The organism is Paenibacillus cymbidii (assembly GCF_004764705.1).
In the GTDB taxonomy this organism is placed as follows: domain Bacteria; phylum Bacillota; class Bacilli; order Paenibacillales; family NBRC-103111; genus Paenibacillus_AN; species Paenibacillus_AN cymbidii.
On sequence record NZ_SHLX01000003.1, the window covers coordinates 1 to 26,600 of the forward strand.

Sequence of the window (26,600 nt, forward strand, 5' to 3'; positions counted from 1 at the left end):
TTTTGGGGTGGTAACTATCTCGTCCACCTCCTGGGTAAGCAGCGTCGAAGATAGCATCGTCGAGACGGTTTACGGCGGCGTTGACCACGCGAACCAGATGATTGGCAGGAATATCTACTTCTAAATCCACTGGTAGGAAAAGTTGATCCATGCTATATTGAATGTACAAAGAAACCGACTCCTTTAGGTTTATGGTTGGGTGGTACCTCCATTTTACCAAGGAACGGTTTCTTTTTGTTGTACAAATTGTAACGCGGGTGCCCCCTCAGCCATTTTCATGGCTTTTGGGACACCCTCATTGGCCCCGAACTGCCGCTTTATCGCATTTTTTTGCGAAATAACCAGTGATTTCACTGGTTATTTCGCTAGGGCAGGCTCTTTTTGGCGAAATAGCCAAGAAAAAATGGCTTATTTCCCGGCCAGCGCCCGCTCGGGCCGCTCGCGGCGCGAATAGCGCATGAAACATGCGCTGCAGCGCCCGCTCGGGCCGCTCGCGGCGAGGCGCGTTTACGGCAGCATGTCCAGGAGCCGTTTGGCGGCGGCGGAAAGCGGCACGTCCTTCAGCGTCGCCAGCCCAATCCGCCGCGGCGGAAGCGGCACGGCCAGCGGCAGCGCAACAAGCGCGCCGTCCGCCAGCCCCTGCTCGGCGGCATGGCGGATGACCGCGGCGACGCCGAAGCCGGCGATGGCGAACTGGAGCAGCAGGTCGAAGCTGCCGAGCTCGATGCCGGGTGCGAAGGCGACGCCCGCCTCGCGAAAATAGCGCTCGATCCAGCGGCGCGAGCTTGTCCCTTGCTCCAGCAGCAGCAGCGGCTGGGCGGCCAACGCTGCCGGGGCAACAGGCGCGCCGGCCAGCGCGGCGTAAGGGCTGCCCGCGCCGGCGACGAAGATGTCTTCGACCGGCGCCCGTTCATGGATCGCAACCCGCTCGTCGTCGACGGGCAGGTGTACGATGCCAAGGTCGATGGCGCCTTCCTTAAGCAGATTGATCGTTTCGAGCGACGTGCGGTTCGCCACTTGAATCGCAATGTCCGGGTACTGGCGATGGAACTCGCCAAGGTGGGGCAGCAAGTAGTGCTTGCAGATCGTGTCGCCGGCGCCGATGGCGATGCGGCCGCGCCGCAGCTCGTGCATGTCGGCGATTTTGCGTTCGGCGGCGAACAGCAGGCCGAACGCCTGCTCCACGTGACGGAACAGCAACTCCCCTTCGTCCGTCAGCTTCACGCCCCGCGGAATGCGAAAAAACAGCTGGCCGCCGAGCGCCGTCTCCAACTGCTTGATCGTGTGGCTGACAGCCGGCTGGGTAAGATGAAGCTCCTCTGCGGCGCGCGACAAATTGCCATGTACGGCGGCGGCATGAAACGCGCGGTACCACTCCATATTGAACGATTGCAACGGTATGTTCATCCATAAACCTCATTTATAGTCTATATTATAAATATCAATTTTTTTCATGAATCAATCCCCATTATAATAAAGCTGACGAGCGGAAAGCAAACGGATGCGCTCGCCAATCCGATGCGGAAACGAGGCGGCGAACGATGGGTGTAATCGCGGTAGTGGGTGCCAACTGGGGCGATGAAGGGAAAGGCAAAATAACGGATTTGCTGGCAGGCGGAGCGGATGCCGTAGTGCGGTATCAGGGCGGCAGCAACGCCGGCCATACGATCGTCAACGGATTCGGCAAGTTCGGTCTGAACATGCTTCCGTCGGGCGTGTTCCATGCGCAGGTCGTGAATGTGATCGGCCCGGGCGTTGCGCTCGACGCAACGCGGTTGCTCGAAGAAATCGGGCAACTGTCCGCACAAGGGGTGCCGGAGCCGCGTCTGCGGATATCCGACCGGGCGCAGCTGGTGCTGCCTGTGCACAAGCTGTTCGACGAGCTGGAGGAGGAGCGTCTCGGCGACCGCCGCTTCGGTTCGACGAAGCGCGGCATCGCGCCGTTCTATGCGGACAAATATGTGAAGCTGGGCGTACGGGTTGCCGAAGTGGCCCAAGCGGCCCAAGCGAATGGGGCAACCGAATCGGCCGCCGTAACGCGGCTGCTTGAGCGGCTCGAAACGAATCTCGCCGCCAAAAACGTGCTGCTCCCGCAGCTGTACCACTGCGCGCCGCTACAAGCGGCGGAGCTGCTGCCGCAGCTGCTGCAGATCGGCCGCGCGATTGCGCCGTATATCGCCGACACCGGCGAACTGCTGCGCGAATTGCTGCGGGAAGGGCGAACGATCATCGCCGAAGGCCAGCTTGGCGCGCTGCGCGATCCCGATCACGGCATCTATCCGTACGTGACGTCGTCCTCGACGCTGGCCGGCTTTGCCGCCGTCGGCGCCGGGCTACCGCCGCAGTCGATCGGACGCATCATCGCCGTCACGAAAGCGTACTCCAGCTGCGTTGGCGCAGGGCCATTCGTCACCGAGCTATTCGGTGGCGAAGCCGAAGAACTGCGCCGCCGCGGCGGTTCGGCGGGCGAATACGGCGTCGTCACCGGGCGGCCGCGCCGCGTCGGCTGGTTCGACGCCGTGGCGACCCGCTACGGCTGCGCCGTGCAGGGCGCAACTGAAGTGGCACTAACCAATCTCGACGTGCTCGGCTATCTGGACACGATCCCGATCTGCACCGGTTATGTGCAGGCGAACGGAGCAACGACCGAACGCTTCGCCGCCGATACGGCCGAACTTGAAGGCGCCCGCCCATTGCTGGAGACGATGCAGGGCTGGCGCAGCGACATCGGCGGCGTTCGCCGCTATGCCGACTTGCCGGCGCAGGCGCAGCGCTACGTCGAACGGCTCGAAACGCTGATCGGCGTGCCGATCCGGATCGTTTCGGTCGGCCCCGGCCGCGACATGACGCTGGAGCGGCCATAACCCGCCCCGCGCAAACCAAAAGAACCTGCTCCCCAGCCGAAGGGAGCAGGTTCTTTTGGCCGTCGGGGTCGTTTGCCAGCTCGCAGCCGCCTCGCCAAGCCGCTACGCTTCCGGCATCACCCAAACGATGTGCGCGATGCGCACGAGAAACATCGCGCCGCCGGCCGATCGCAATATCGCATGATCCGGCTTGCAATCGACCAGCGTGCCGCTGACGGCGCCGCGCGTCGTTTCCACGACGAGCCGCCGGCCGGCTACCGTTTGCAGCGTCTGCACCAGGTACGGATCGACGGCAACGATCGGCTGCGCCGCAATTTGCGCCGGGATCGGCATCACATGGCTGCGGCCGTTAAGGCCGTCTTGGGCTCCATACATGGCGGATCGCTCCTTTGCAAGTGCCATACGTATGCCCAGCATATGCGGTTGCCCAGCCATAGGTTCGAATATTCGCCAGCCGGCGCACGGCCGGTGCGATTCGCTGTCCTGCCAGCCACGCCGCATCGTTCGGTGCGATTCGCTGTCCTGCCAGCCACGCCGCATCGGCCGGTGCGATTCGCTGTCCTGCCAGCCACGCCGCATCGTTCGGTGCGATTCGCTGTCCTGCCAGCCGCCGCATCGTCGGTGCGATTCGTTGTCCTGCCGGCCACGCCGCATCGCCGGTGCGCATTGCTGTCCTGCCGGCCGCGCCGCATCGGCCGATGCGCATCGCTCTCCTGCCGGTTGGCCCGGAAAACCGCCGATTGCGCCACTTTCGCACAATTTTACACCTTCATCCTCATTTAACAGTAGGCAGCGGAGGAAAAATAAGGGACGATAACGGTAGCAGTCAGACAGAGGGGGAATGGTCGCGAAGCAGCGAACGTCGGGCAGGGAGCGCGCGTGGGCGAGTGCTGCCACCTTCAGCGATGGAGGCATCCGTCAACGCTTGTCATCCAACATTCGAATCGCGAAGGAGAGATGATTATGGAAACGGTTGCAGAAACATGGCAGTCCCGGCGTCCGCGCCGGAGCGGGGGCGGAAGCAGCAGCGGCAGATTGTTGCTTTACGCCGCCTTGTTCGCGCTGCTCGCGCTGACGGCGTTGGCCGTCATCAGCCCGAACCGGGCCGCCGCGGCCGACACGAACTTCTATGTGGCGACGACCGGCAGCGACACGACGGGCAACGGCACGATCGGCAACCCGTGGGCCACGATCCAGAAGGCGCGCGACTACATCCGCACGAACGGCCTCAACGTCGGCATGACCGGCAACATCATCGTTAATGTCAAAGCCGGCACCTACTATGTCTCGTCGACGATCGCGTTTACCGACGCCGATTCCGGTTCGAACGGCTACAGCGTCATTTACCGCAACCAGGATGCGGCCGGCAGCGCGCATTTCGTCGGCGGCGAGGCGATCACCGGCTGGACGCTGTACAGCGGCAGCATTTACCGGGCGAACGTCGGCACGTCGTGGAAGTTTTACACGCTGTATGAAAACGGCGTGCGCGCCCGCACGGCGCGGTATCCGAACTACACGCCGGACAGCGCGTATCCGACGGCGCAGGCGCCGTATTTGCGGGCCGAAGGCGTGAGCGGCTCGAACACGGTGCTGCAGTACAAATCCGGCGACCTGAACCCGTCCGGGTGGGACCTCGACGACGCGCAGCTGTTCGTTTGGTCCGGCGGCAGCTGGTCGTGGTTCACCGACACGATTCCGATTACGGGCATCAACACGACGACGCGCCAAATTACGCTCGACCACGCAAGCCGTTATTCGCTTTACCAGAACGGCGTCGGCTCGCGTTATTACATCCAGGGCGTGCTGAACTTGCTCGACCAGCCCGGCGAATTTTACCTCGACACATCGGCCGGGTACTTGTACTACTGGGCCCGCGACGGCGCGATCGCCAGCCAGACGATCGTGGCGCCGAAGGTGCAGCGGCTTGTTTCCCTGATCGGTTCGTCCGACACGAACCGCGCGCACCATATCCAGTTCGACGGTCTGGCGTTCGAGGACACCGACTTCACCGACTGGTTCCGCCATGCGCAAGTGAACGCGGGCGATTCCGGCGAAAGCCACACCTACCCGGAATACGACCGGCAAATCAACATGCCGGCGCATCGCACGGGCATGATTTACATGGAAAATACCGATCATATTACGATCCAGAACGCCCATTTGAAAAACGCGGGTTATTCTGCGATCTACATGCTGTTCTACAACCAGAACAACACGATCGCCGGCAACTGGATCGAACATGCCGGTCTGGCGGGCGTGCTGCTCGAAGGCCGGTACCCGGGCGAAGGCGACGTGCTCAAAAACAACACGATCACAAACAATCTGATCCATGACGTCGGCGAGCTTGCCGGCCACGGCGCGGGCGTTTACGTGATGAACGCGGGCAGCAACGAGGTGTCCTACAGCGAAATTTACAACTCGCCGCGCTACGCGGTGGCGTACGACGCTTATCCCGACATTCCGTCCAGCGCCATCTACGTAAAAAACAACGTGTTCAAAAACCTGAACATCCACGACGTGGAGCACGACAGCGGCGATACGGGCGCGATCTACGCGTTCGGGATCAGCGACGATACGCCGTATTTGACCAACACGATCGACCAGGTGACGATCGACAACGTGTACGCCCACCCGTCCATGTCCGATTACGCGCCGAACGGCATTTTTATGGACAACGATTCGAACGGGCAGCTGTTCTCCAACATCAAGGTGACGAACACGCAGAACGGCGCGTTCCGCACGAACGATTCCGGCAGCCATTCGCTGACCAACGTCAGTTGGCAAGCCGGCTTCAACGACACATTGATGGACTACAACAACATCGGTTTCAAAAGCACGTTCGTCTATCCGGTCGTCCCTTCCGGGCTGACGGCGGCGGACGGCGGCAGTCAAGTGAATTTGTCATGGAAAAAAGTGAACAACGCCGCCAGCTACACGGTCAAACGCGGCACGGCAAGCGGCGGACCCTACGGGGCGACGGTTTGTTCCGGCGTGACGGCGACAAGCTGCGCGGATACATCGGCGGCAACGGGGACTACCTACTATTATATCGTCACGTCGACGACAAGCGGCGGCGCCGCAAGCGCGGCGTCGGCCCAAGCTTCGGTCGCTTTCGGGGCCTATTTTGAGGACGGCTTCGAAAGCGGGCTGACCAACTGGACGACGCGCAAAGGAACCGCTTCGACCAGCACAACGCAAGCAAGGCGCGGCGCGAACAGCTACGTGCAGAACGAGGACATGGACGTCGTTTCGCATCCGTTCGGCAGCAATTTGAACCGGGTCGTATCGCTCTATTACTATGACAACGCCGCCGATACGACGATCGATACAATGGCGCGCGTCGACAGCAGCGGGTGGGACGGCAGCGGCTGGCGGGGCATCGGCGTCATTTCGTCGACGTCGACGACGAAGTATGCGATCCGCGTCGACGGCACGTTCACGGCAACGTCCGTCAACCGCTCAACCGGCTGGCACGAGTTCCGCTGGGACTACACCTCGGGCACCAAAGTCGACCTGTACGTCGACGGCGTGCTGGTCGCCTCGCCGACCGGCGTTACATCGTTCAGCGAAATCGCCATGGGCGACTGGTGGGGAGACGGCAAAACCCGCACTGCCTACTACGACGACGCCGAAGTGCTGCGCCTGTTCGACAGCTTCGAGAACGGGCTCGGCAAATGGACGACGCGCAAGGGCACAGCCTCGACATCGACGACACAGGCTCATGCCGGCACGACGAGCTACGTGCAGAACGAGGATATGGACGTGATCTCCGCTTCGCTTGGCGCGGCGCTGAACAAAATCGTCACCCTCTGGTTCTACGACAACGCTGCCGACACGACGGTCGACGCGATGGCGCGGGCCGACAATACCGGCTGGGACGACGGCACGAGCTGGCGGGGCATGGGGGTCAGCACCGGCACGTCGACGACCAAATACGTCACCCGCATCGGCGGCACCTATGCGGCTACGACGGTAACGCGCACGACCGGCTGGCACCAGCTGAAATGGGACTATACGTCGGGCACCAAGGTCGATATGTACGTTGACGGCACTTTGGTCGCTTCGCCAACGGGTGTAACGAACGTCAGCGGCATTGCGATGGGCGACTGGTGGAGCGACGGCCAGACGAACACGATTTATTACGACGACGTTCGCGTCGGCAACTGACGGGCGGTATTGACCGCGGCGTCCGGCGCCGGGCTTGCTCCAAGACTGACAGGCATCTGCAGACTTTATTCCGAAACGGCGAAAAACTTCGCCGGGCGAGTAAGGTCGTCGGATGCCTGTTTTTTGCCGCCTATTCCTACTAATCAAGGGTATTTTAGTCGGCTTTTGACCCGCTGCGGCAGTGCCCGGATTTTGCTGCCAATCGGCCGATTTTGCCTACTTAAATCCAATGTAACAACAACTTCAAACCCAATTGACACCAGTTAGGCCCGGTGATAAGATTACGTTCATAAATCACAGTAATCGCATCGGAATTAAAAGCGTTGTCCTCCGGTCCACCGGCGACAAGCAGCGAGAGTACCATCGACCGATCGATTCGCACGATTTTAACCAAATCGATTCTGCAGGAAAAAGGGGAAATGAACAATGGCAAAGGCAAGGAAAGTACAAACGGCAAAACGGTGGTTTCTGTTCACCTTAACTTCGATTCTCGTCCTGGCGATCGCAGCTTGCGGCAGCAAAACGGATACGTCGAGCGGCGCAGGCGCCAGCTCGTCGCCGAAGGCAAGCGCCGCTCCGTCGGCATCGGGTTCGGCTCCGGCATCGGCATCGGCCACTCCGGCGCCGAAGCCGGCCGTGGAGCTGCTGAACGTCTCCTACGACCCGACCCGCGAGCTGTATGAAAACTACAACAAAGCGTTCGTGAAGTATTGGAAGGAAAAAGCGAACCAAACTGTCACGATCAAACAATCGCACGGCGGTTCCGGCAAACAGGCGCGTTCGGTCGTGGACGGTCTGGAAGCCGACGTGGTCACGCTGGCGCTCGCATACGACATCGATTCTGTGAAAGATAAAGGACTCATCACCAATGCCAACTGGCTGCAAGCATTCCCGAACAACAGCACGCCGTATACGTCGACGATCGTATTCCTGGTGCGCAAAGGCAACCCGAAAAAAATCAAGGACTGGGACGATCTGGTCAAACCGGGCATCGGGGTCATCACGCCAAATCCGAAAACGTCGGGCGGCGCCCGTTGGAACTATGTTGCCGCATGGGGCTACGCGTTGAAGAAAAACAACAACGATGAAGCGAAAGCGAAAGAATTCGTTACTCAGCTGTTCAAAAACGTGCCGGTGCTCGACTCCGGAGCGCGCGACTCGACCTTGACGTTCGTCGAGCGCGGCCAAGGCGACGTCTTGCTGGCTTGGGAAAACGAAGCGTATCTGGCGTTGAAAGAATTCGGCGCCGACAAGTTCGAAATCGTCACGCCGTCGATCAGTGTGCTCGCCGAGCCGCCGGTTGCAATCGTCGACAAAACCGTCGACAAAAAAGGAACGCGCGACGTTGCCAAAGCTTATCTCGAATATTTGTACTCGGAAGAAGGCCAAACGATCGCCGCGCAAAACTTCTACCGCCCGCGTCTGGAGTCGGTTGCGAAGAAGTTCGAAAGCCAATTTGCCAAAATCGAGCTGTTCACCATCAATGACCTCGGCTTCGGCGGCTGGACGCAAACGCAAACGAAACATTTTAACGACGGCGGAGTGTTCGACCAAATTTACAAACCTGCGAAGTAAGCTTCGAGAAGCAAGGCAAAGCAAGCAGAGAAAGGCTTGCCGCCCGTGGGCGCCGGCTGCGGCGCCCTGGCGGAACCGACGATAGCCTAAGGAGCGTATGAACGATGAAGTGGTTCAAGGAACGAAGCATTTTGCCCGGTTTCGGCTTGTCGCTCGGCTTTACCGTCCTCTATCTCGGCCTGATCGTGCTGATCCCGCTGGCGGCGATTTTCGTCAAGACGTCGAGCCTGAGCTGGGAGCAGTTCTGGCATACGGTGACCGACGACCGCGTGATCGCCTCCTACAAGCTCAGCTTCGGCGCAGCGCTGATCGGCGCCGGGATCAACGCCGTGTTCGGCTTTATCGTCGCCTGGGTGCTCGTGCGTTACGAATTCCCCGGCAAACGGTTCATCGATGCTCTGGTCGATTTGCCCTTTGCGCTGCCGACGGCGGTGGCGGGCATCGCCCTGACAGCGATTTACGCGCCGCGCGGCTGGATCGGCTCGCTGATGGAGCCGCTGGGGATCAAAACGGCGTATTCGCCGCTCGGCATCGTGATCGCGCTGACGTTTATCGGCATCCCGTTCGTCGTCCGCACCGTGCAGCCCGTGCTGCAGGAGCTTGACAAAGACATCGAGGAAGCGGCGGTCAGCCTCGGCGCGCGGCGCTGGACGATTTTTCGCCGGGTTATTTTCCCGGAAGTGCTGCCGGCGCTTATCACCGGGTTCGCGATCGCGTTTGCCCGGGCGGTGGGCGAATACGGTTCGGTTGTGTTCATCTCCGGCAACATGCCGATGAAAACGGAGATTGCGCCACTGCTTATCATGACCAAGCTGGAGCAATTCGATTACGCCGGCGCGACGGCCATCGCCCTTGTCATGCTCGTTCTGTCGTTCATCCTTCTGTTGATCGTCAATCTGCTGCAATGGCGCACCAATCGCCGTTTGCTGAGCGCGTAAGGGGGCGGCGGAGATGGCAGGATATGTCGCTACGAAGCTGGGTTCCCCTACCGCGGTTCGGCCCAAGCATGTAACGGAATCGAAGCTTGTCAAATGGATCTTGATCACGATTGCTTTGCTTTTCCTCGGTTTGCTGCTTGTGCTGCCGCTCGTCACCGTATTCGAGCAGGCGTTCCGCAAAGGCGCCTCCGTCTACTTCGCGGCGCTGCGCGACCACGACGCGGCCGCGGCGATTCGGCTGACGCTGCTCACCGCGGCGATCGTCGTGCCGCTCAACCTGATCTTCGGCGTTGCCGCCGCCTGGGCGATCACGAAATTCCGCTTCCGCGGCAAAAACGTGCTGCTCACGCTGATCGACTTGCCGTTCGCCGTTTCGCCGGTAATCGCCGGTCTCGTGTACGTGCTCGTCTTCGGCGCCCGCGGCTGGTTCGGCCCATGGCTGGACGCTCACGACATCAAAATCATTTTCGCCGTTCCCGGCATTGTGCTTGCCACGCTGTTCGTTACGTTCCCGTTCGTCGCCCGCGAGCTGATTCCGCTAATGGAGTCGCAAGGGACGCAGGAAGAGGAAGCGGCGGCGACGCTTGGCGCGAAGGGCTGGAAAATTTTTTGGCGCGTGACGCTGCCGAATATCAAGTGGGGCTTGATCTACGGCATCATCCTTTGCAACGCCCGGGCGATGGGCGAGTTCGGTGCCGTATCGGTCGTCTCCGGCCATATCCGCGGCGAAACGAACACGATTCCGCTGCAGGTGCAAATTTTGTTCGGCGAATACAAGCTTGCCGCTTCGTTCGCCGTCGCTTCGCTGCTCGTGCTGCTGGCGCTTGTCACGCTTGCCGTCAAAAGCCTGATCGAATGGAAATTCGCGCAAGATCACAAGGAAAGCGGGGACAAGTGACATGCACATCGTGGTGAACAACTTGCACAAATCGTTCGGTTCGTTCGAGGCGGCGAAGCAGATCAGCTTCGAAATTGAAAAAGGCCGGCTGATCGGCCTGCTCGGCCCGAGCGGCGGCGGCAAAACGACGATTTTGCGCATGCTGGCGGGGCTGGAGGAGCCGGATTCGGGCGATATTTTGTTCGGCGGCGTTCGCGTGAACGACGTATCGCCGCAGGAGCGGGAAATCGGGCTTGTGTTTCAGAATTATGCGCTGTTTCGTCACATGACGGTTTATGACAATATCGCTTTTGGTTTGACGGTGAAAAAACGGCCGAAGGCGGAGATCAAAGCCCGCGTGCAGGAGTTGATCGACCTGACCGGCCTGAAGGGGCTGGAAAAGCGGCTGCCTCACCAGTTGTCCGGCGGCCAGCGCCAGCGCGTCGCCTTCGCACGAGCGCTTGCTCCCGAACCGCAGCTGCTGCTGCTCGACGAGCCGTTCGCGGCGATCGACGCCAAGGTGCGCAAGGAGCTGCGCACCTGGCTGCGCGAAACGATCGACCGCGTCGGAATTACGACGATCTTCGTCACGCACGACCAGGAAGAGGCAGTCGAAGTGGCCGACCGGATTATGGTCGTCAACCAGGGACGGATCGAGCAGCAGGGCACGCCGTTCGAAATTTACCAGCAGCCGCGCACTCCGTTCGTCGCCGGCTTCATCGGCGAATCGAGCCGGCTGGCGAGCGTGTCCGGCTTGAAAGGCTTCGACGCCGGCTGGTCGTCGCCGGGCGCGATCGTCCGGCCGGAGTTCGTCGAAATCGGCCGCGAGCACGAAATTGCGCTGCCGTCCGCGGCGGAGCAGGCCGTCGTGCGCAATGTGTTTTTCCGCGGCACGAGCTGGCAGGTCGAAGCCGATATCGGCGGACGTTCCGTGTATGCGTACCGCACGCTGGAGCAGCCGCCGCTTCAGCCCGGCGATGCCGTGCTGGCGCTCATTCACCGGCTGTACGTGTTCGACGGCGACCAGACGAAGGTGCTGGAAAATACGCGAAAAATCGATCCGCTGCCCGTTCATATTTAACGGCGAAACAGCGGCAGAGGAGGAGGTTCGGCTATGGAGCACGCCATCACGATCGCATCCGGTTCCGGTTCGGGCGAGCTGTCCGCCGTCCTGCATTATCCGAAGCAGGCGCGCGGCGGCAAGGGAGAGAGCGGCAGCTGCCGCTGGCCGCTGATCGTCGTCTGCCACGGCTTCGTCGGCAACAAGATCGGCGAGAACCGGCTGTTCGTCAAAGCGGCGCGGGCGTTCAGCGAAGCCGGTTTCCTCGTCATCCGCTTCGACTATGCGGGCTGCGGCGAAAGCACCGGCGAATACGGCGGCGAAGGCGGCGGGCTCGACGCGATGATCGGGCAGACGCAGCGTGTGCTCGATTACGGGCTGGGGCTCGACTGCGTCGACGCGAACCGGGTGACGCTGCTCGGCCACAGCCTCGGCGGCGCCGTCGCCGTGCTGACCGCGGCGCGCGACAACCGCGTCAAGTCGCTGGTGCTCTGGTCGGCGGTTGCCCATCCGCTGAACGATATCGTCGGCATCGTCGGCAAACAAGCCTACGAAGAAGCGGTGGCGCTGGGTGCCGTCGACCATCGCGGCTACCGGCTGAGCGCACCGTTCTTCGAATCGTTGACCCGTCACCAGCCGCTGCGTCAGGTGCGCCAATTCCGCGGCGACGCGCTGCTTTTGCACGGCACGCTCGACGACGTCATCCCGGTCGATTACTGCTTCCTGTACCAGCGCGTCTTCTGGCTGCGCAGCGACGGGCAGTGCGACAAGGAAGTGATTTTGCAGGCGGACCATACGTATTCGGCGGATAAAAGCGCGCAGCAGCTCATCGCCAAAACGGCCGATTGGCTGACCTATCTGGAGAAGCGGAAGATGGAGTGGCACGACTGGACGATTTAAGCGGAGCAGGCGGATCAGTCCGGATTGGATTTACTCTGACGTAACTGGACCTGGCTTGATTGACTCCACGACTCAACTGACTCAATTGACTCAACCCGGCTTAAATCCGACTAATCATATTGGAATATACAAAATGGAGGGATTCGCGATGGGGAAACCGCTGGAAGTGGATGAAACCTGGATCGAGCGCATCAGCCGCAGCTTGAACGGACTGGAGTACGGCACGGTGCAAATTATCGTTCATGACGGCCGGATCGTACAAATCGAACGCACCGAACGAAGCCGTTACGAACTGGAGGCGGCGCAGTCGCAGCGCGAAGCTTCCGGCGGCACGCGTTCCGCCAAGCGGTTCAAGTAATCGTCCCTGTTGTGCACGGCTTATACAGTCGAGTCGACCAGATCGCTGGAGACTTCCCCGCCTTATGAGGCGCAGGGAAGTCTTTTTGTATTCGCGCGTGTGAAGCGCGCCCATTCGAATCGAAGGAGAGATCGATGATGAGCATCGTTATCATATCGGGCAGCCCGTCCGCGCGTTCGCGGTTGTCGGCCATTGTGGAGCAGGTGAAGGCGGCGCTTGCCGCCGAAGGGCAGGAGTGGACGGAAATCGCGGTGCGCGAGCTGCCGCCGGCCGATCTGCTTCACGCCGCGTTCGACAGCCCGGCGATCGCCGAAGCGGTCGGCAAAGTGGAGCAGGCCGGCGCCGTCGTCATCGCGACGCCGATATATAAAGCGTCCTATACAGGCATCCTGAAAGCCTTTCTGGATCTGCTGCCGCAAAAAGGGCTGGAGCGCAAAATCGTGCTTCCGGTCGCCATCGGCGGCACGATCGCCCACCTGCTGGCGATTGATTACGCGCTGAAGCCGGTGTTGGCGGCGCTCGGCGCGCGGCATGTGCTCGGCGGCGTGTTCGTGCAGGACACGCACGTGACCTGGAGCGAGCAGGGGCAAGCCGTGCTCGACGCGGAGACGGGCGCGCGTCTGGACGGCGCCGTGAAGGAACTGGTGCGCGAGCGGCGTGCGAGCGCCGGTGCTGCTGCGGTGGCGCAACGGGTGTAGAAATAGGCCCTGTTTTATTGCCTATTTCGCTAAAAACGGGTGGCAGCAACAAAATAGCCGGTGAAATCACTGGTTATTTCCGGGAACCATTCGATTTTGGGACTGTTTGCTCCGAATAGCCAGCGAAAACACTGGCTATTTCCGAAGAAGCAGCAAAAAGGAAGGCAATAAGCCATTTTTCATGGCCTATTTTGCAAAGATACTCATTCAAGGGAGCGATTATATCCATGTTAGCCGCGATTCGCAACAATATATTTCCCCGCAAGCCGAAGGCCCGACTTGCCGCCGTGCTGGCGTTGACGCTGGCGCTCGCCACGGCTCTGGCCGGCTGCGGCGCCAAAGACGGCGACAGCAAAACAACCGCCGCCGCAGGCGCGACGTCCGGCGCATCGGCCAAACCGGCCGACAAGAAAACGCTGCGCATCGGCTTCCAGAAGTACGGTACGGTCAACATTTTGAAAGCGAAAGGCGATCTTGACAAAGCGCTCGCGGCCAAAGGCTACACCGTCACCTGGACGGAATTCCCCGGCGGCCCGCAGTTGCTCGAAGCGCTCAACGTCGGCAGCATCGACCTCGGCCACACCGGCGAAGCGCCGCCGATTTTTGCCCAGGCGGCCGGCACGCCGCTCGTCTACCTGGCGCACGAGCCGGCAAGTCCGCTCAGCGAAGCGATTCTGGTGCCGGCGGATTCGCCGATCAAAACCGTCGCGGACCTGAAAGGCAAGCAGGTGGCGCTGAATAAAGGCTCGAACGTGCACTACCTGCTCGTCAAGCAGCTGGAAAAAGCCGGGCTGAAATACGAAGACATCAAAACCGTGTTTCTCCCGCCGGCCGACGCGCGCGTCGCCTTCGAGCAGAAAAACGTCGACGCCTGGGTCATCTGGGATCCGTTCTTCGCGGCGGCGCAAACGGCAACAAAGGCGAGAATATTGGCTGACGGCAAAGATACGGTAGCGAACAACGAGTTTTACCTCGCCTCCCGCACGTTTGCGGAAAAAAATGCGGACGCGGTTCAAACCGTGCTGGACGAAATCAAAAAAGTCGACGACTGGGCCAAGTCGAACCAGAACGAAGTGGCGAAGCTGCTGTCGCCGCAGCTCGGCATCGACATCCCGTCGCTGGAGCTGGCGTCCAAGCGGAGAGAGTACGGCATTCTGGCGATTGACGACGCCCTGATCGCCGACCAGCAGAAGATCGCCGACGCCTTCTTCAAGCTCGAGCTGATTCCGAAACAAATTTCGATCAAGGACGCCGTATTGAAAAAATAACGCCGATCGCCGGCGCAAAAGAAGGGTGAGCAACCGATGGAAGTGTTCTGGTTCATACCGCTGCATGGAGACGGGCGTTACTTGGGAACGAGCGCAGGAGCAAGAGCCGTTACTTATGCCTATGTGCGGCAAATCGCGCAGGCGGCCGATGAACTGGGGTTTGGCGGCGTGCTGCTGCCGACGGGAAGATCGTGCGAGGACGCCTGGGTTGCGGCGTCTTCGCTCATCCCGGTGACGGAACGGCTGAAATTTCTGGTCGCCATCCGGCCGGGGCTCATGTCGCCGACGTTGTCGGCGCGTATGGCGGCCACGTTCGACCGGCTGTCGGGAGGTCGGCTGCTGGTTAACGTCGTCACCGGCGGCGATCCGGTCGAGCTCGCGGGCGACGGCCTGTTCCTCGGCCATGACGAGCGCTACGAGCTGACCGACGAGTTTCTCCGCGTCTGGCGGCAGGCGCTGCAAGGAGAAGAGGTGAATCACGAAGGCGACCACCTGCACATCAAAGGCGGCAAAGTGTTGTATCCGCCAGTACAGGCGCCGTATCCGCCGCTTTATTTCGGCGGTTCTTCGCCGGCGGCGCAGCAGGTGGCGGCCGATCATATCGACGTTTACCTGACGTGGGGCGAACCGCCGCAGCAGGTAGCGGAGAAGATCGCGCAGGTGCGCAAGCTGGCCGCTGCGACCGGCCGCAACGTGCGCTTTGGCATCCGGCTGCACGTTATCGTGCGCGAAACGGAAGAGGAAGCGTGGGCGGCGGCGGATGAGCTGATCGCTCACCTGGACGACGATACGATCGCTTCGGCGCAGTCGATTTTTTCGCGGATGGACTCCGAGGGGCAGCGGCGCATGGCGCAGCTTCATACCGGCGACCGCGGCAAGCTGCGCATCGCGCCGAACTTGTGGGCCGGCATCGGCCTCGTCCGAGGCGGCGCCGGCACGGCGCTTGTCGGCAGCCCCGAACAAGTGGCGGCCCGCATGCAGGAATATGCGGCGCTTGGCATCGAAACGTTCATTTTCTCCGGTTATCCGCATCTGGAGGAGGCGTACCGCGTGGCGGAGCTGCTGTTCCCGCTGCTGCCGCTGCAGCAGCAGCGGCCAGGTCGCGCCGAAGCGGACGAACGGCATTTCATCAGCCCGTTCGGCGAAATGATCGCCAATGAACAGCTGCCTAAGCCGGCGAAAGGAGGGCAGCCGCATGAGCCGCACGAATCCGGCGATCCGCGCCGGCAGCAGAAGCTGGCGCTTTGACAAGTGGCTCGCCTGGGCCGTGCCGGTCGCCATCGTCGCCGTCTGGCAGCTGCTCGGCGATAACGGCCTGATCGCTACCCGGGTGCTGCCGACGCCGTACGAAGTGGCGCAAGCGGCCGTGCGCATGGCGCACAAAGGGGTGCTGCTCGACTACATCGGCACCAGCACGGGCCGGGCGCTGCTCGGCTTCGCCATCGGCGGCGGCATCGGTTTTGCCCTCGGCCTGTTGAACGGTCTGTTCCGGTTGTCGGAGACGCTGCTCGACACGTCGGTTCAAATGCTGCGCAACATTCCGCATCTGGCGATTATTCCGCTCGTCATTTTGTGGTTCGGCATCGGCGAAGAAGCGAAGCTGTTCCTCGTTGCGCTCGGCAGCGTGTTCCCGATTTACCTCAATACGTTCCACGGCATCCGTTCGGTCGACCCGGGGCTGATCGAAATGGGGCGCGTTTACGGCTTGCGCGGCGCGAAACTGTTCTGGAAAGTTGTGCTGCCCGGCGCGCTGCCGTCGATTCTGGTCGGCGTGCGCTTCGCGCTTGGCTTCATGTGGCTGACGCTGATCGTGGCGGAAACGATATCCGCCGATTCCGGGATCGGCTACATGGCGATGAACGCGCGCGAGTTCATGCAGATGGACGTGGTGGTGCTCAGCGTCGTGCTGTACGCGCTGCTCGGCAAACTGTCCGATGCGGCGGCCAAGTGGATGGAGAGGGCGTGGCTGCAGTGGCATCCGAATTTCAAGAAACAGGCGAAAGCGGGGAAAGCGGCATGAGCGGCGCAGGCAAGGGCATTCACTTGAAGGCGAGCGGTTTGTCCAAAACGTTTGGCGCGATCAACGTGCTGCAAGGCGTCGAGCTCGATATCGCACCGGGCGAATTCGTCGCCATCGTCGGCCGCAGCGGCTGCGGCAAAAGCACGCTGCTGCGCCTCGTCGCCGGACTGGAGCAGGCAAGCGGCGGCGACGTGCGGCTCGACCGCGAGGCCGCGACGGGCATTCGCCGCGACGTGCGCGTGCTGTTCCAGGATGCGCGGCTGCTGCCGTGGAAGCGCGTCGTCGATAATGTGCGCATCGGCGTGCGCGGCGGCGGCAAGGCGGAAGCGCTGGAGGCGCTGCGGCTTGTCGGCCTGGCGGAGCGCGCGGCGGAGTGGCCGGGCGTGTTGTCCGGCGGCCAACGGCAGCGGGTGGCGCTGGCCCGCGCGCTGGCCGGCGAGCCGCGGCTGCTGCTGCTCGACGAGCCGCTCGGCGCGCTGGACGCGCTGACGCGCATCGAAATGCAGCAGCTGATCGAGAGGCTGTGGCTGGAGCAGCGGTTTACCGCGATTCTCGTCACGCACGACGTCAGCGAAGCGGTGGCGCTTGCCAATCGCGTCGTGCTGATCGAACGCGGCCGCATCGCATTGGATGTGCGCATCACGCTCGACCGGCCGCGCGACAGAGACTCCGGCTTTGCCCATTTCGAAAAACTCATTTTGGACCGGGTCATGGAAAAAGAACGCGAAACGGCCGATGTGCCGCCGCGCAAAGAAATTTCCTTTTCGATTTGAACGTTACGGCCTCAATTATGGCGACTGGAGGGACATGCCGATGAGTCAAGCAGCAGCGGAGCGGGTGCCGGCTGGCCCGCAATTGGTCCATCTTCCCGACCTGCAGTTTGCAAGCTGGTGTTATGAGCATTACGGCTTGAACAAGGGGGTGTACAACACGATCGACGAGCGGCTGTTCGCCGCCGGATTGGTAGAAATCACGTCGCGCCGCGCGGCGTTGCTTTCCTTTCTGGATCAGGCGACGCACCGGGGCATCCGGATGCGCGACGGCAAGTTTCTGCGCTTCGGCAAAGGCGGTCTGACCGTGCTGCTGGAGCATTTTCTGCAAGGGGGAAGGGCCTGAAGTCAAGGGAAGGATGCCCTTCCGAAGCGGTGACAGTCGCCGTTTCGGAAGGTTTTTTGTTTCCTATTATATTGAAAAAATAACTATTATTCTATATTATAGAATAATATATTAAAAGAAAAGAGGCCAATAATAGCCAATGGAAAAAAAACTGCCGCTGATTGAACATCCGTTTACCTCTTACCCGGTACCAACCGCCATCTTGTCCATCATCCTTCAGAATCAGAACGCGCTCCCATGGCTCTATAACAACTTTATCCAACTGTATTCGCGCAACATCCGCTTCAACCTCGGTTTTTATCATCACCCGGATTTGCTATTCGCTATTTGTCCGTTCGTGAAGCGGTTTGTGATTCCGAGAAGCGTGATGAGACGTATGGAGACCGTCGTCGACTGGATGCTGCCGAATCTTGACGACGGGAATTATATCCTGGTGATGGTGAACGGCAAATACATCCCTGCCTACAAGCAGTATTACCGCAAAGAGCACTTCAATCATCCGGTGTTGATTTATGGCTGCCATGCCGACGAACGCCTGTTTTATGTTGCCGACTTTGCAACCGGCAGATATGAGTCGTACACCGCAACCTTTGACGAGATGGACATGGCGTATCGCTCCACCGATCGATTCGAAGGGCTTGACGATTATATCGGGGGCGTCAATATGCTGCATTATGAGTCGGCCCCTGAATTGTCGGGCATTCGGAGCTATCGGTTCAATACGGAGCTCGTTGTGAAGCTGACGGCCGATTATCTCGACTCGCGCGATACGTATCGATTATTCGGGTTCAACAGCGACGATTGCCTCTACGGGATTCGCATTCATCAAGCGCTGGCGGAAAAACTGAACGCATTGGCGGAGGGGGAGCTGAAGTTTGACGACTTCGGAAAAATCCCCCTCCATGTGTTATGGAACCATAAAATGTGCATGCTGGACCGATTGAAATATATGGGGCAAACTAATCTTTTGCAGGTGAGTCCCGAACTGATAGCCCGTTACGAACCTCTGGTGGCGTTGTCGCTCATCAATCGAAATTTATTTCTGAAAATGCAGCTTACGGGGCAACGAAGCACCGCAGCCACAATCGCAAAAAATATAACCCAAATCGTTGAAGCGGAACACGACATTTTAACGGAATGGCTGCAATTGAATCGAATGTAAGTACAGGTCGCCAGATACGGAGGGATAACGGATTACCCCAACTTATCGCAGATCAGCAGCGCAATTTGCTGAATCGTGGCAAAATGTTCGAACAACAATTCCTCTTCTTCAAACATAATGTTGAACTTCTCTTCCAGTACGACAATCAATTGCACCGATTTGATGGAGTCCAGTCCCAGTTCGCTTAATTTTCGTTCCGCTGCAATGTCCTCCGAGTGGCCAAGTATGCTTTTAATGACGGTTCCGATGCTTTGCGGCAGATCGGCAATTTCCGAATGGACCTCCATTCCCGCTCACACTCCGGCAGCAGCAAATCGGTATTCGGTAGGCGATTGATTGTAGTATTGCTTAAAGAACGAGCAAAACTGCGAAGTCGAAAAATAGCCGAGGTTTGATGAAATATCTTTTACGCTCAGCGTCGAGTTGGTCAGCAGAAAGGCGGCTTGTTTCATGCGCAGCATCTGAATGTGCTTGATGGGTGAAATTTGGAACACCTTGGAGTACATATTGCTTAAATAAACGGGATTGCATGGAACCAGTTCGGCCAAATCCGAAAGCGAAATCGGCTTGCAAAAGTTGGCGCGAATGTAGCGGTTGATGCGGATCAGCCGCGAGTCCACTTTTCCCGCCAAATCTTGTCCGCGTGGTTCGGTCATGCCCCCGTTGCCTGCCTGGAGCGTATCGAGCAGTTGCTTTATGAAGGCGGCCGTTTGCTTCAGAAAGGAAGGCGTAATGGGGCGGTCGGCGATAAAGATCGCATTGATGTCATGAAGCAGGGGGGCGAGCTGCCCTCTGTTCTCCGCCATGAGCAAGGGCATGGAATGACAGGCTTGAAACGACGGGCCTTTCAAGACCAGGCCTCTTACGGTGACCACATAGGCGCTCCGGTTGCTGATTTTGAATTTTCTTCCGATTGCGAAACTGCCTTTGTTCAGCGTCTGCCGGGTTCGATTCCATTCCAGGGTGATCGAATCGATAGCTTCGACGAAAATAAGCTGTTCCTCTCCTGTATGCCATAACTCATGGTGTCGCGGAACAATGGAGATATTGCGTTTGATCGAACAAACCGACAACTCCACCTTGCACCATCCATTCTTGGTATACTATGTATACAAAACTCATAAAATATACTCCTTAAAATAACAGAAATGAAATGGCAATTCAAGTCTATGGACAGAACTGTTGATCATTATACATTTTATATCCAGATATACATATAGGATTGAGTGAAATAGGCATGTATGGTAATTTAAGTTTTATATTCCTGCAACGGAGGGGCAGATGGAATGAGTAACCACGCGTTGGAGAAAGAGCTGATTCTTCTGGCGGTTCTAAAAAATCGATCGAATGCGGAAAATAATAGAATAGAGGAAATCGCTGCGAATGAATTGGATTGGGGATGGATCGGCGGTCAACTTTTACATCATCGGCTGACGGGCTACTTCGTAATTGGTCTTGGACCGCTCGCAGAACAATTGATGCACGAGGAATTCTCGAAAGCGCTTGAACTCATCATGAAGTCACAAGCACAGCAATTAGCGGAAACGAATCAAATCATTCTGCCGATTCTTAAGCAGTTTGAGGAGAGCGGCATTCCATATGCGGCGCTGAAGGGATTGGTATTTAACGCCTCTTTATATGAACCCGGAGAACGGCGTTCGAACGACAGCGATATTCTTGTCATGGAGGATGACCTGGATCGCCTGGACGCCATTTTACGAAAGAACGGCTACATCCAATCCAATCGGCCAAATGGCGAATTCAAGGAAGCTTCCAGGAAAGAGAAAATGATACAACGGATGAATTATCATGACTTGGTTCCGTATGTGAAACAAATCGACGCTGTATTTATGAAGATTCATGAAATTGATATCAACTTTCACATGGATTCCAAGGATAACGATATTACCAAAAAGGTGTTTATGCTCGGGACCGAGCGTTATAAAAACGGGCATTATGAGGTAAAGGGTCTGCCATGGGAAACTCATTTGGCGCAGCTTTGCATTCATTTCTGTCGGGAAGGCACCAGCAGCATATGGAGTTCGGGCCGCCGGGATGTCGTTTTATACAAGATAGTCGATATTGCGAATACAGTAAGGCTTGCCAAAGACGAAGAGCATCTGTTCCAATGGATATCCCTGATGAAGCAGTTGAGTCTTGATAAAGCATGTTATTATACGCTCCACTATATAGCGCAATTTTATCCGCAGCTCCTCTCCCTGCAAATGTTGGCGACTGTCCGGCCTGACGACACAGCGTACTTGGACGAAATTGCAATTGCGGGGGAAGACAGGATCGTCAAGCGCCAATCGGCGTTTATCGACACGGCTTTCAATCTTACCTATAAAAAATGAGGTCGCGATCATGATTCGTATGAAAATCCCGATCGCCGAACAAGCGGAAGCCGCCGACGATTTGGTTCGGCTTGTCGGTTTTGCCTCGGAGAAAATCGTTTCCATCGAAACGCTCGGAGAAGATCTGGTAGTTTCGTTGGAAGAGGGAGCGAATGAAGAAGATATCGGTTCCAAAATAAAACGAATCCTCAAGCATCGTTCATCCTCAAGCCCGCCTGCGGTTATATGTTCCATCGGGGAAACGAGGCGGGAGCGATTTTGTACAGATTTCCCCGAACAATTGGTGAAGCGGTACGGGAACGGTTTGATTGGCCTGAAAGGCGAGGCACTGCGATTGTTTGATTACTTTAATGAAAGGTTTCGGGCGTTTGCTCTCGAAGCGGAGGCTGTCGAGAACCAATACCCCACGTTGTTGCCGATATCCGTCTTGGACAAAACCGGGTATTTGCGAACCTCGCCGCAATATTCCATGTACGTATGCCATCCCAAGGAAGACGTAGACGACTTGTTGCTGACGAGTAAAGCTGCAGGAGACAAGCGCATCAAAGAAATCATTCATGAACCTGAACATGTCCTCTCTCCGGCAGCCTGCTTTCATTGTTATATGGATTTGGAGAAGACAGAACTGGCGCGGCCTTCGGTTTTTACTTTCTTGCAAAAAGTATTCCGACACGAAGGAAGGATGAATTGGCGCGGTTTTGGCCGGTTATGCGATTATCATGTGAGAGAAATTGTATTTATCGGCGATGATCGTTTCGTCAGAAAGAAACGAAGCGAATGTATCGAAAAAGTCAAACAACTTGCAGAAGAACTATCCATTGCCTCAAGACTTTGCGTAACGAGCGATCCTTTTGTCGTGCCGACCATGCAAAAATTCAAACAAATTCAGATGGAAGAAGAAAGCAAACTTGAACTTCAATTGGCTTACGGAAAGGAACAATTTCTGGCAACCGCCTCCTTCAATTTGCACGGTGCAGCCTTTACATCTCCTTTTCAAATTCAAGTAAAACATATCCCGCATGCGGTAACCGGATGCATCGGATTCGGACTGGAAAGATGGGTGCTCGGTTTTATGGCGCAGCATGGAACAAACCCGAACGATTGGAAAAAAATCATCCCTTTGTGAGTGGTAAGGAGAATGAAGTATGGGGAATGTAGAACAAATTGTTTTGAATAGCTACCGTAAAGTGCTGGAAGATTCGGGAAGGGATACGAATGTATCACTGGATGTCGTCATCGGAAGAAATACCGGCCTCGATTCGTTAGGATTGGTAAACCTTATGGTAGAGATTGAGGAAGCGCTTGACATTACACTGGAATCCGTATTGATTGAAATCCGGCAAAGTATCATGTTATTCGAGTTGGTGCCATTGGTGGAACGGGCGCTTAAGGAGTCTATGTCATGAGTTTCATAAGCGTGGACAAGATCTCGAAGCAGTTTTTAATACCCAAAAAGAAGCAAGGTTTTTGGGGATCCGTTCAAGCGTTGTTTTCCACACGACATGAAAGCAAGATGGCCGTTAATCAGATTTCTTTTGCGATTGAGCGGGGAGAAATGATCGGATTCATTGGGCCGAATGGGGCGGGTAAATCAACCACCATAAAAATGTTGACGGGCATCCTTGTTCCTACATCGGGAGAAATAAAAGTGAACGGGAAAATACCAATCAAGCATCGTGAAGAAATGGCTGCCGACATTGGTGTCGTCTTCGGACAGCGGACCCAACTATGGTGGGACTTACCGCTAATCGAATCGTTTCAGCTTTTGCGTTACATATATAAAATTCCTGCATTGCAGTTTCACAAAAACCTGGCATTTTTAACTGACTTGCTGGATGTGGGCGAATTTATGAACACACCGGTTCGACAGTTGAGTTTGGGGCAACGAATGAGAGCCGACCTGCTGGCCGCCCTGCTTCACAATCCATCCGTACTCTTTCTGGACGAGCCTACAATCGGTTTGGACGCGATTGCCAAGGAACGAATCAGAGAACTGCTAGTTTCAATCAATAAAGAGAAGCATGTCACCGTATTGCTTACGACACATGACATGATCGATATTGAAAAGACGTGCAATAGAATGATCATTATCGACAAAGGCAACAAAGTTTACGATGGCGGCATCGATGAAATTCGGGCCAACTATGGCAGAACTCGAACGCTTGTTGTCGATTTTAAACAGTTCCCTCATCTTCCCGCCATTGATGGCGTCACCTCGGTCTCGCAGAACGGGCTGCGGTTCGAAATCCAATTTGAAAAGAATAAAATATCGGCCTCTCAACTTGTCAGTCTGATTTCCAAACATAATGATCTTATGGATCTTACCGTTCAGGAACCTGAAATTGAAGCCATAATCAAAGAAATATACAACAACCCGGCAATAAAAAAAGCCGGCCGCAGTCATGAGACCGCCATATGAGAACCTATGTACAAGTTGCGAAGCAATCTTTTCACCGAAAGTCTTCCTTCAAGCTTGAATATTATTTGGGGCTATTTGGATCCATCCTGAGTATTTTCATCAGCATTGCCATTTGGAGTGCGGTATACGGCTCTTCTTCCCGGATTGCAGACATCAGTCAATCGCAAGCGATTACTTATGCCGTTCTGGCCCTGTTGCTCAGAACCGGGTTAACCATGAACGAATTCATTATCGAGAATAAAATCAGAACAGGAGAAATAGCGACTGAACTGATTCGTCCGTACCGTTTTTTAGCCTATCTTTTTTCGATTGTGATCGGCGAAGTCGGATTCAACATATGGGCCAAAGCAATTCCGCTGGTCTTGATTTGCTTGGTATGCATCCATCTTGACATCTCGAGTTCGTGGCTTCATATCGCTGCATTTATGATAAGTGTGATGTTCAGTTACTTGCTGTTGTATGTTATCAATTGTATTTTTTGGCTATTGTCGTTTTGGGTACATCAGACGTGGAGTATGATTACGATAAAAAACGCCATTTTCCTTCTCGTCTCCGGAGCGACTGTTCCTTATTGGTTTTTGCCCGAATGGCTTGCCCGTATTTTCGAGTGGATGCCTTTCAAAACGATTTATTTCAGCCCGTTATCCATTGTCTTGGGTAAAATGTCGAATGGGGACATTTGGAAGCTTTATGGCGAACAAGCGGTTTGGATTCTCGTATTTGCTGCCGCAGGATTGTGGATGTGGCGAAAAGCCCAGAATAAGCTTGTCATCCAAGGAGGCTAGTCGGTTGAAAGGCTTCGGCAGACATTCCGCAATGGAGTACGCTGTGTTGTATGTCCGATTTTTAAAAATGATTCTCATGTCTCGCATGGTGTATAAATGGGATACGTTTCTGATCTCGTTCTCCGTGCTGGCCAGAGAAAGCGTTACAGTAATCACGTTATTTCTCATTCTTGCTCGTTTTCATGACATTCGGGGATGGGATATGCCGGACTTGTTGTTTATGTACAGCTTTGTATTTTTAACCTACAGCCTTTGCGTGCTTGTATTTACAGGCGTAAGAGACTTCGAAGGGGCTGTCCATCTCGGCGAGTTCGATAGTTACCTGACCAAACCGATTTCGCCCTTGTTCCATGTTATCGCCAGAAAATCGGATATCATGGCAACATTGGGCCATGGCGGATTGGGAATCCTTCTTTTCGTGTATTCCTTTGATCGGGTCGGATTTGCGTGGTCGCCGCGAATGGTGCTTATTGTGTTGTGGCTGCTGCTGAGCGGCGTACTTATCCAGGGAGCTCTATTGCTGGTATGTGCCGCCTTAACATTCTGGACGACAAAGTCGAGCGAAATTCAAAGCATTTTATTTTATCAGACGAGAGGCTTTATTGCTTACCCGATTTCCATATATCCCAAGGTAATTCAAGCCATTCTGACCTTCGTCGTGCCCTTGGCATTCGTCAATTATTATCCATCCAAGTACCTGATCAACCAAGAGCAGATGTGGCTTTACCTTTCTCCTCTCGTGGGGATTGTTTTTTTTGGTTTTGCCTATTCATTATGGCGAAGAGGATTGCTTCAATACAAAAGCACAGGTCATTAATCGAGGTGGGCCATGGATAAATTTGATCTTGTTGTCGCCAAAAAATATGACTTTATTAAGGATTGTCCCGAGCATCAAGTCATTACCTGGATCGAAAGCAACGGAATGGACGCCAGGCTCCTTTTTCATCGCCAGATTCACGACAGTTTGTCGTTTCTTTATCATTGTTTTCAAGAAGGAGAATACAATTGCAGTTTTTTGTCGGTGGACATATGGCAAGAACTTTATGAAGTGTACGGCATAACCAATCAGTCGGATAATTCATTGCTGCTCGACCTTACCGTCGACGACATCATTGAGCGGTTTGGAGTGCCTGTTATGCTGTCATGCGACAGTTATTACTTGCCATACTCCAAAAATTTCAACCAATCGCACACCGGAACGCGAGTGATTATCCTGAAAGTGGATCCTGACACGAATCGGTATTTGATCGGGGAAGCGCCTTTTCAAATTTGCGAATGGGTTCAGAAGCCGCTCATTCAGCGATCTCATACAGCGGAACAGCCCGGCAGAGGGTATTTTCATCTTCCCCGTCTGTCTTCAATGAATGCGAATCCAATGGAAACAACGCATCTTGTCGAGCGGTTGAAGGAGCAGTTGTTGAAGGTCCTCAGCGTAGATTCGGACAGAATCCTTCAAGATTTGCTCCAGGAACTGCCTGCGTTGCTGCTGCAAAATGCCACCGTTTTCGTGCTGGAATGTTGCATGCATCTTCAAGCGGGATGGATCAAGATGGCGAAGTTTCTGGAATGGCTGCAATCGTCATCCGGCAGGGACGAGAAGTTGATCGAGGAGGTTTACGGGTTGGTTTATGCTTGGCAACGATTGCAGTTGGATTACGTGAAGATGGCAAAAAAGCCCGGTCCTCTCGGGGAACTGCTGTGTCACAGGCTTGACAACCTCCGCAAACAAGAGTGTTCGTGTTACCGTTCCCTGATGATTTATCTCCAGGAGTTGAAAACGATTCATGTCGGACGATCGTAGTCAGTTGGTGGAGTTGGTTTCGGCAATTGTCAAGAATCATTTGGGCTTGCAAAATGACATCGCGGCTACAACGGATTTAAAGCAGTGCGGCTTGGATTCCATTACCTTCATTCAAATTGTGGTCGATATTGAAACGAGTTTGGCGATTACATTTGCGGATTCCGACTTGATTTCGGATCGTATGGGCACGATCGATCAAATCGTAACGTGCATTCGGTAGCAACGGAGAGCAAAACAT

The 26,600-nt window shown here is 56.3% G+C and carries 28 protein-coding genes and 1 pseudogene; 23 read left to right on the forward strand and 6 right to left on the reverse strand.

The features are described 5' to 3' along the window. Window positions 1–169: pseudogene (locus EXY20_RS40785) on the reverse strand (IS1182 family transposase); the annotation flags it as partial. 338 nt (window positions 170–507) lie between these two features. Next, window positions 508–1,407, reverse strand: a complete 900-nt coding sequence (locus tag EXY20_RS05400; protein ID WP_135548472.1) for a LysR family transcriptional regulator — start codon at window positions 1,405–1,407, stop codon at window positions 508–510. A 134-nt stretch (window positions 1,408–1,541) separates the two neighbouring features. On the opposite strand from EXY20_RS05400, the gene EXY20_RS05405 reads away from it, so the two are divergent. Continuing rightward, window positions 1,542–2,864, forward strand: a complete 1,323-nt coding sequence (locus EXY20_RS05405; RefSeq protein ID WP_135548474.1) for an adenylosuccinate synthase — start codon at window positions 1,542–1,544, stop codon at window positions 2,862–2,864. A gap of 102 nt (window positions 2,865–2,966) precedes the next feature. On the opposite strand, the gene EXY20_RS05410 is transcribed toward EXY20_RS05405, so the two are convergent. Both EXY20_RS05410 and EXY20_RS05415 read right to left on the reverse strand, forming a co-directional pair. Next, on the reverse strand, window positions 2,967–3,239 hold the full coding sequence (locus EXY20_RS05410; protein ID WP_235885372.1) for a YuzF family protein: 273 nt from the start codon (window positions 3,237–3,239) through the stop codon (window positions 2,967–2,969). Further along, entirely contained in the window at window positions 3,214–3,570 is a 357-nt protein-coding gene (locus EXY20_RS05415) for a hypothetical protein (protein WP_135548476.1), read from the reverse strand. The genes EXY20_RS05410 and EXY20_RS05415 overlap by 26 nt, the downstream gene beginning before the upstream one ends. A 257-nt stretch (window positions 3,571–3,827) precedes the next feature. Between EXY20_RS05415 and EXY20_RS05420 the strand changes: the two genes are divergently transcribed. The 14 genes from EXY20_RS05420 to EXY20_RS05485 all read left to right on the forward strand — a co-directional run bounded on the left by EXY20_RS05420 (window position 3,828) and on the right by EXY20_RS05485 (window position 19,003). Beyond that, a complete protein-coding gene (locus EXY20_RS05420; RefSeq protein WP_167859008.1) occupies window positions 3,828–7,031 on the forward strand; it encodes a right-handed parallel beta-helix repeat-containing protein in 3,204 nt (1,067 codons plus the stop codon). A 426-nt stretch (window positions 7,032–7,457) separates the two neighbouring features. After that, window positions 7,458–8,606 carry a sulfate ABC transporter substrate-binding protein gene (locus EXY20_RS05425; RefSeq protein ID WP_135548480.1) on the forward strand — a complete coding sequence of 383 codons (1,149 nt, stop codon included), beginning with the start codon at window positions 7,458–7,460 and terminating at the stop codon, window positions 8,604–8,606. Window positions 8,607–8,710: 104 nt separating this feature from the next. Further along, window positions 8,711–9,544 (forward strand): sulfate ABC transporter permease subunit CysT, encoded by an 834-nt coding sequence (gene cysT, locus EXY20_RS05430; protein ID WP_135548482.1) that lies wholly within the window; start codon window positions 8,711–8,713, stop codon window positions 9,542–9,544. Window positions 9,545–9,557: 13 nt separating this feature from the next. Continuing rightward, the gene (cysW, locus tag EXY20_RS05435) at window positions 9,558–10,442 is read left to right on the forward strand and encodes a sulfate ABC transporter permease subunit CysW (protein ID WP_135548484.1); all 885 of its coding nucleotides are present in this window, start codon (window positions 9,558–9,560) and stop codon (window positions 10,440–10,442) included. A gap of 1 nt (window position 10,443) precedes the next feature. After that, the gene (locus tag EXY20_RS05440) at window positions 10,444–11,502 is read left to right on the forward strand and encodes a sulfate/molybdate ABC transporter ATP-binding protein (RefSeq protein ID WP_135548486.1); all 1,059 of its coding nucleotides are present in this window, start codon (window positions 10,444–10,446) and stop codon (window positions 11,500–11,502) included. Window positions 11,503–11,535: 33 nt separating this feature from the next. Beyond that, window positions 11,536–12,381, forward strand: coding sequence for an alpha/beta hydrolase (locus EXY20_RS05445; protein WP_135548488.1), 846 nt, complete (start codon window positions 11,536–11,538; stop codon window positions 12,379–12,381). Between the two features lie 148 nt (window positions 12,382–12,529). After that, complete coding sequence (locus tag EXY20_RS05450) at window positions 12,530–12,739, forward strand: YezD family protein (protein ID WP_135548490.1); 210 nt, start codon at window positions 12,530–12,532, stop codon at window positions 12,737–12,739. Window positions 12,740–12,873: 134 nt separating this feature from the next. Further along, entirely contained in the window at window positions 12,874–13,437 is a 564-nt protein-coding gene (gene ssuE, locus EXY20_RS05455) for an NADPH-dependent FMN reductase (protein WP_135548494.1), read from the forward strand. A 227-nt stretch (window positions 13,438–13,664) separates the two neighbouring features. Further along, entirely contained in the window at window positions 13,665–14,705 is a 1,041-nt protein-coding gene (locus EXY20_RS05460) for a sulfonate ABC transporter substrate-binding protein (RefSeq protein ID WP_135548496.1), read from the forward strand. A gap of 36 nt (window positions 14,706–14,741) precedes the next feature. Beyond that, window positions 14,742–15,953: an FMNH2-dependent alkanesulfonate monooxygenase gene (gene ssuD, locus EXY20_RS05465; protein ID WP_135548498.1), complete on the forward strand. Its 1,212-nt coding sequence runs from the start codon at window positions 14,742–14,744 to the stop codon at window positions 15,951–15,953. Beyond that, the gene (gene ssuC / locus EXY20_RS05470) at window positions 15,901–16,725 is read left to right on the forward strand and encodes an aliphatic sulfonate ABC transporter permease SsuC (protein WP_135548502.1); all 825 of its coding nucleotides are present in this window, start codon (window positions 15,901–15,903) and stop codon (window positions 16,723–16,725) included. Before ssuD ends, ssuC begins: the two co-directional genes overlap by 53 nt. After that, on the forward strand, window positions 16,722–17,498 hold the full coding sequence (locus EXY20_RS05475; RefSeq protein WP_135549102.1) for an ATP-binding cassette domain-containing protein: 777 nt from the start codon (window positions 16,722–16,724) through the stop codon (window positions 17,496–17,498). The genes ssuC and EXY20_RS05475 overlap by 4 nt, the downstream gene beginning before the upstream one ends. A 40-nt stretch (window positions 17,499–17,538) precedes the next feature. Continuing rightward, on the forward strand, window positions 17,539–17,841 hold the full coding sequence (locus EXY20_RS05480; RefSeq protein WP_135548504.1) for a hypothetical protein: 303 nt from the start codon (window positions 17,539–17,541) through the stop codon (window positions 17,839–17,841). A 139-nt stretch (window positions 17,842–17,980) separates the two neighbouring features. Next, window positions 17,981–19,003, forward strand: a complete 1,023-nt coding sequence (locus tag EXY20_RS05485) for a cysteine peptidase family C39 domain-containing protein (RefSeq protein WP_135548506.1) — start codon at window positions 17,981–17,983, stop codon at window positions 19,001–19,003. Window positions 19,004–19,035: 32 nt separating this feature from the next. Here EXY20_RS05485 and EXY20_RS05490 read toward each other — a convergent pair whose 3' ends face one another. After that, a complete protein-coding gene (locus tag EXY20_RS05490; protein ID WP_135548508.1) occupies window positions 19,036–19,290 on the reverse strand; it encodes an acyl carrier protein in 255 nt (84 codons plus the stop codon). A 6-nt stretch (window positions 19,291–19,296) separates the two neighbouring features. Beyond that, window positions 19,297–20,082, reverse strand: coding sequence for a helix-turn-helix transcriptional regulator (locus EXY20_RS05495; protein WP_135548510.1), 786 nt, complete (start codon window positions 20,080–20,082; stop codon window positions 19,297–19,299). 207 nt (window positions 20,083–20,289) lie between these two features. On the opposite strand from EXY20_RS05495, the gene EXY20_RS05500 reads away from it, so the two are divergent. Genes EXY20_RS05500 through EXY20_RS05535 form a run of 8 tightly spaced genes read left to right on the forward strand, consistent with a single transcriptional unit; the run spans window position 20,290 to window position 26,582 of the window. Then, complete coding sequence (locus EXY20_RS05500) at window positions 20,290–21,357, forward strand: nucleotidyltransferase family protein (RefSeq protein WP_135548512.1); 1,068 nt, start codon at window positions 20,290–20,292, stop codon at window positions 21,355–21,357. A gap of 10 nt (window positions 21,358–21,367) precedes the next feature. After that, entirely contained in the window at window positions 21,368–22,483 is a 1,116-nt protein-coding gene (locus tag EXY20_RS05505; protein WP_135548514.1) for a hypothetical protein, read from the forward strand. Window positions 22,484–22,502: 19 nt separating this feature from the next. Then, window positions 22,503–22,763, forward strand: coding sequence for a phosphopantetheine-binding protein (locus EXY20_RS05510; protein WP_135548516.1), 261 nt, complete (start codon window positions 22,503–22,505; stop codon window positions 22,761–22,763). After that, window positions 22,760–23,776, forward strand: a complete 1,017-nt coding sequence (locus EXY20_RS05515) for an ABC transporter ATP-binding protein (RefSeq protein WP_135548518.1) — start codon at window positions 22,760–22,762, stop codon at window positions 23,774–23,776. The genes EXY20_RS05510 and EXY20_RS05515 overlap by 4 nt, the downstream gene beginning before the upstream one ends. Beyond that, window positions 23,773–24,561: an ABC transporter permease gene (locus tag EXY20_RS05520; protein WP_135548520.1), complete on the forward strand. Its 789-nt coding sequence runs from the start codon at window positions 23,773–23,775 to the stop codon at window positions 24,559–24,561. Before EXY20_RS05515 ends, EXY20_RS05520 begins: the two co-directional genes overlap by 4 nt. A gap of 4 nt (window positions 24,562–24,565) precedes the next feature. Then, on the forward strand, window positions 24,566–25,378 hold the full coding sequence (locus EXY20_RS05525) for an ABC transporter permease (RefSeq protein ID WP_167859009.1): 813 nt from the start codon (window positions 24,566–24,568) through the stop codon (window positions 25,376–25,378). A gap of 12 nt (window positions 25,379–25,390) precedes the next feature. After that, entirely contained in the window at window positions 25,391–26,362 is a 972-nt protein-coding gene (locus tag EXY20_RS05530) for a hypothetical protein (RefSeq protein ID WP_135548525.1), read from the forward strand. Beyond that, a complete protein-coding gene (locus EXY20_RS05535; RefSeq protein ID WP_135548527.1) occupies window positions 26,346–26,582 on the forward strand; it encodes an acyl carrier protein in 237 nt (78 codons plus the stop codon). Before EXY20_RS05530 ends, EXY20_RS05535 begins: the two co-directional genes overlap by 17 nt. The last annotated feature ends 18 nt before the right edge of the window (window positions 26,583–26,600 follow it).

What these genes read in the sequence shown, in the direction of transcription:
- EXY20_RS05400 (WP_135548472.1), bottom strand. Translation starts at nt 1,407, where the DNA reads ATGAACATACCGTTGCAATCGTTCAATATGGAGTGGTACCGCGCGTTT.
- EXY20_RS05405 (WP_135548474.1), top strand. Translation starts at nt 1,542, where the DNA reads ATGGGTGTAATCGCGGTAGTGGGTGCCAACTGGGGCGATGAAGGGAAA.
- EXY20_RS05410 (WP_235885372.1), bottom strand. Translation starts at nt 3,239, where the DNA reads ATGTATGGAGCCCAAGACGGCCTTAACGGCCGCAGCCATGTGATGCCG.
- EXY20_RS05415 (WP_135548476.1), bottom strand. Translation starts at nt 3,570, where the DNA reads ATGCGCATCGGCCGATGCGGCGCGGCCGGCAGGACAGCAATGCGCACC.
- EXY20_RS05420 (WP_167859008.1), top strand. Translation starts at nt 3,828, where the DNA reads ATGGAAACGGTTGCAGAAACATGGCAGTCCCGGCGTCCGCGCCGGAGC.
- EXY20_RS05425 (WP_135548480.1), top strand. Translation starts at nt 7,458, where the DNA reads ATGGCAAAGGCAAGGAAAGTACAAACGGCAAAACGGTGGTTTCTGTTC.
- cysT (WP_135548482.1), top strand. Translation starts at nt 8,711, where the DNA reads ATGAAGTGGTTCAAGGAACGAAGCATTTTGCCCGGTTTCGGCTTGTCG.
- cysW (WP_135548484.1), top strand. Translation starts at nt 9,558, where the DNA reads ATGGCAGGATATGTCGCTACGAAGCTGGGTTCCCCTACCGCGGTTCGG.
- EXY20_RS05440 (WP_135548486.1), top strand. Translation starts at nt 10,444, where the DNA reads ATGCACATCGTGGTGAACAACTTGCACAAATCGTTCGGTTCGTTCGAG.
- EXY20_RS05445 (WP_135548488.1), top strand. Translation starts at nt 11,536, where the DNA reads ATGGAGCACGCCATCACGATCGCATCCGGTTCCGGTTCGGGCGAGCTG.
- EXY20_RS05450 (WP_135548490.1), top strand. Translation starts at nt 12,530, where the DNA reads ATGGGGAAACCGCTGGAAGTGGATGAAACCTGGATCGAGCGCATCAGC.
- ssuE (WP_135548494.1), top strand. Translation starts at nt 12,874, where the DNA reads ATGATGAGCATCGTTATCATATCGGGCAGCCCGTCCGCGCGTTCGCGG.
- EXY20_RS05460 (WP_135548496.1), top strand. Translation starts at nt 13,665, where the DNA reads ATGTTAGCCGCGATTCGCAACAATATATTTCCCCGCAAGCCGAAGGCC.
- ssuD (WP_135548498.1), top strand. Translation starts at nt 14,742, where the DNA reads ATGGAAGTGTTCTGGTTCATACCGCTGCATGGAGACGGGCGTTACTTG.
- ssuC (WP_135548502.1), top strand. Translation starts at nt 15,901, where the DNA reads ATGAGCCGCACGAATCCGGCGATCCGCGCCGGCAGCAGAAGCTGGCGC.
- EXY20_RS05475 (WP_135549102.1), top strand. Translation starts at nt 16,722, where the DNA reads ATGAGCGGCGCAGGCAAGGGCATTCACTTGAAGGCGAGCGGTTTGTCC.
- EXY20_RS05480 (WP_135548504.1), top strand. Translation starts at nt 17,539, where the DNA reads ATGAGTCAAGCAGCAGCGGAGCGGGTGCCGGCTGGCCCGCAATTGGTC.
- EXY20_RS05485 (WP_135548506.1), top strand. Translation starts at nt 17,981, where the DNA reads ATGGAAAAAAAACTGCCGCTGATTGAACATCCGTTTACCTCTTACCCG.
- EXY20_RS05490 (WP_135548508.1), bottom strand. Translation starts at nt 19,290, where the DNA reads ATGGAGGTCCATTCGGAAATTGCCGATCTGCCGCAAAGCATCGGAACC.
- EXY20_RS05500 (WP_135548512.1), top strand. Translation starts at nt 20,290, where the DNA reads ATGAGTAACCACGCGTTGGAGAAAGAGCTGATTCTTCTGGCGGTTCTA.
- EXY20_RS05505 (WP_135548514.1), top strand. Translation starts at nt 21,368, where the DNA reads ATGATTCGTATGAAAATCCCGATCGCCGAACAAGCGGAAGCCGCCGAC.
- EXY20_RS05510 (WP_135548516.1), top strand. Translation starts at nt 22,503, where the DNA reads ATGGGGAATGTAGAACAAATTGTTTTGAATAGCTACCGTAAAGTGCTG.
- EXY20_RS05515 (WP_135548518.1), top strand. Translation starts at nt 22,760, where the DNA reads ATGAGTTTCATAAGCGTGGACAAGATCTCGAAGCAGTTTTTAATACCC.
- EXY20_RS05520 (WP_135548520.1), top strand. Translation starts at nt 23,773, where the DNA reads ATGAGAACCTATGTACAAGTTGCGAAGCAATCTTTTCACCGAAAGTCT.
- EXY20_RS05530 (WP_135548525.1), top strand. Translation starts at nt 25,391, where the DNA reads ATGGATAAATTTGATCTTGTTGTCGCCAAAAAATATGACTTTATTAAG.
- EXY20_RS05535 (WP_135548527.1), top strand. Translation starts at nt 26,346, where the DNA reads ATGTCGGACGATCGTAGTCAGTTGGTGGAGTTGGTTTCGGCAATTGTC.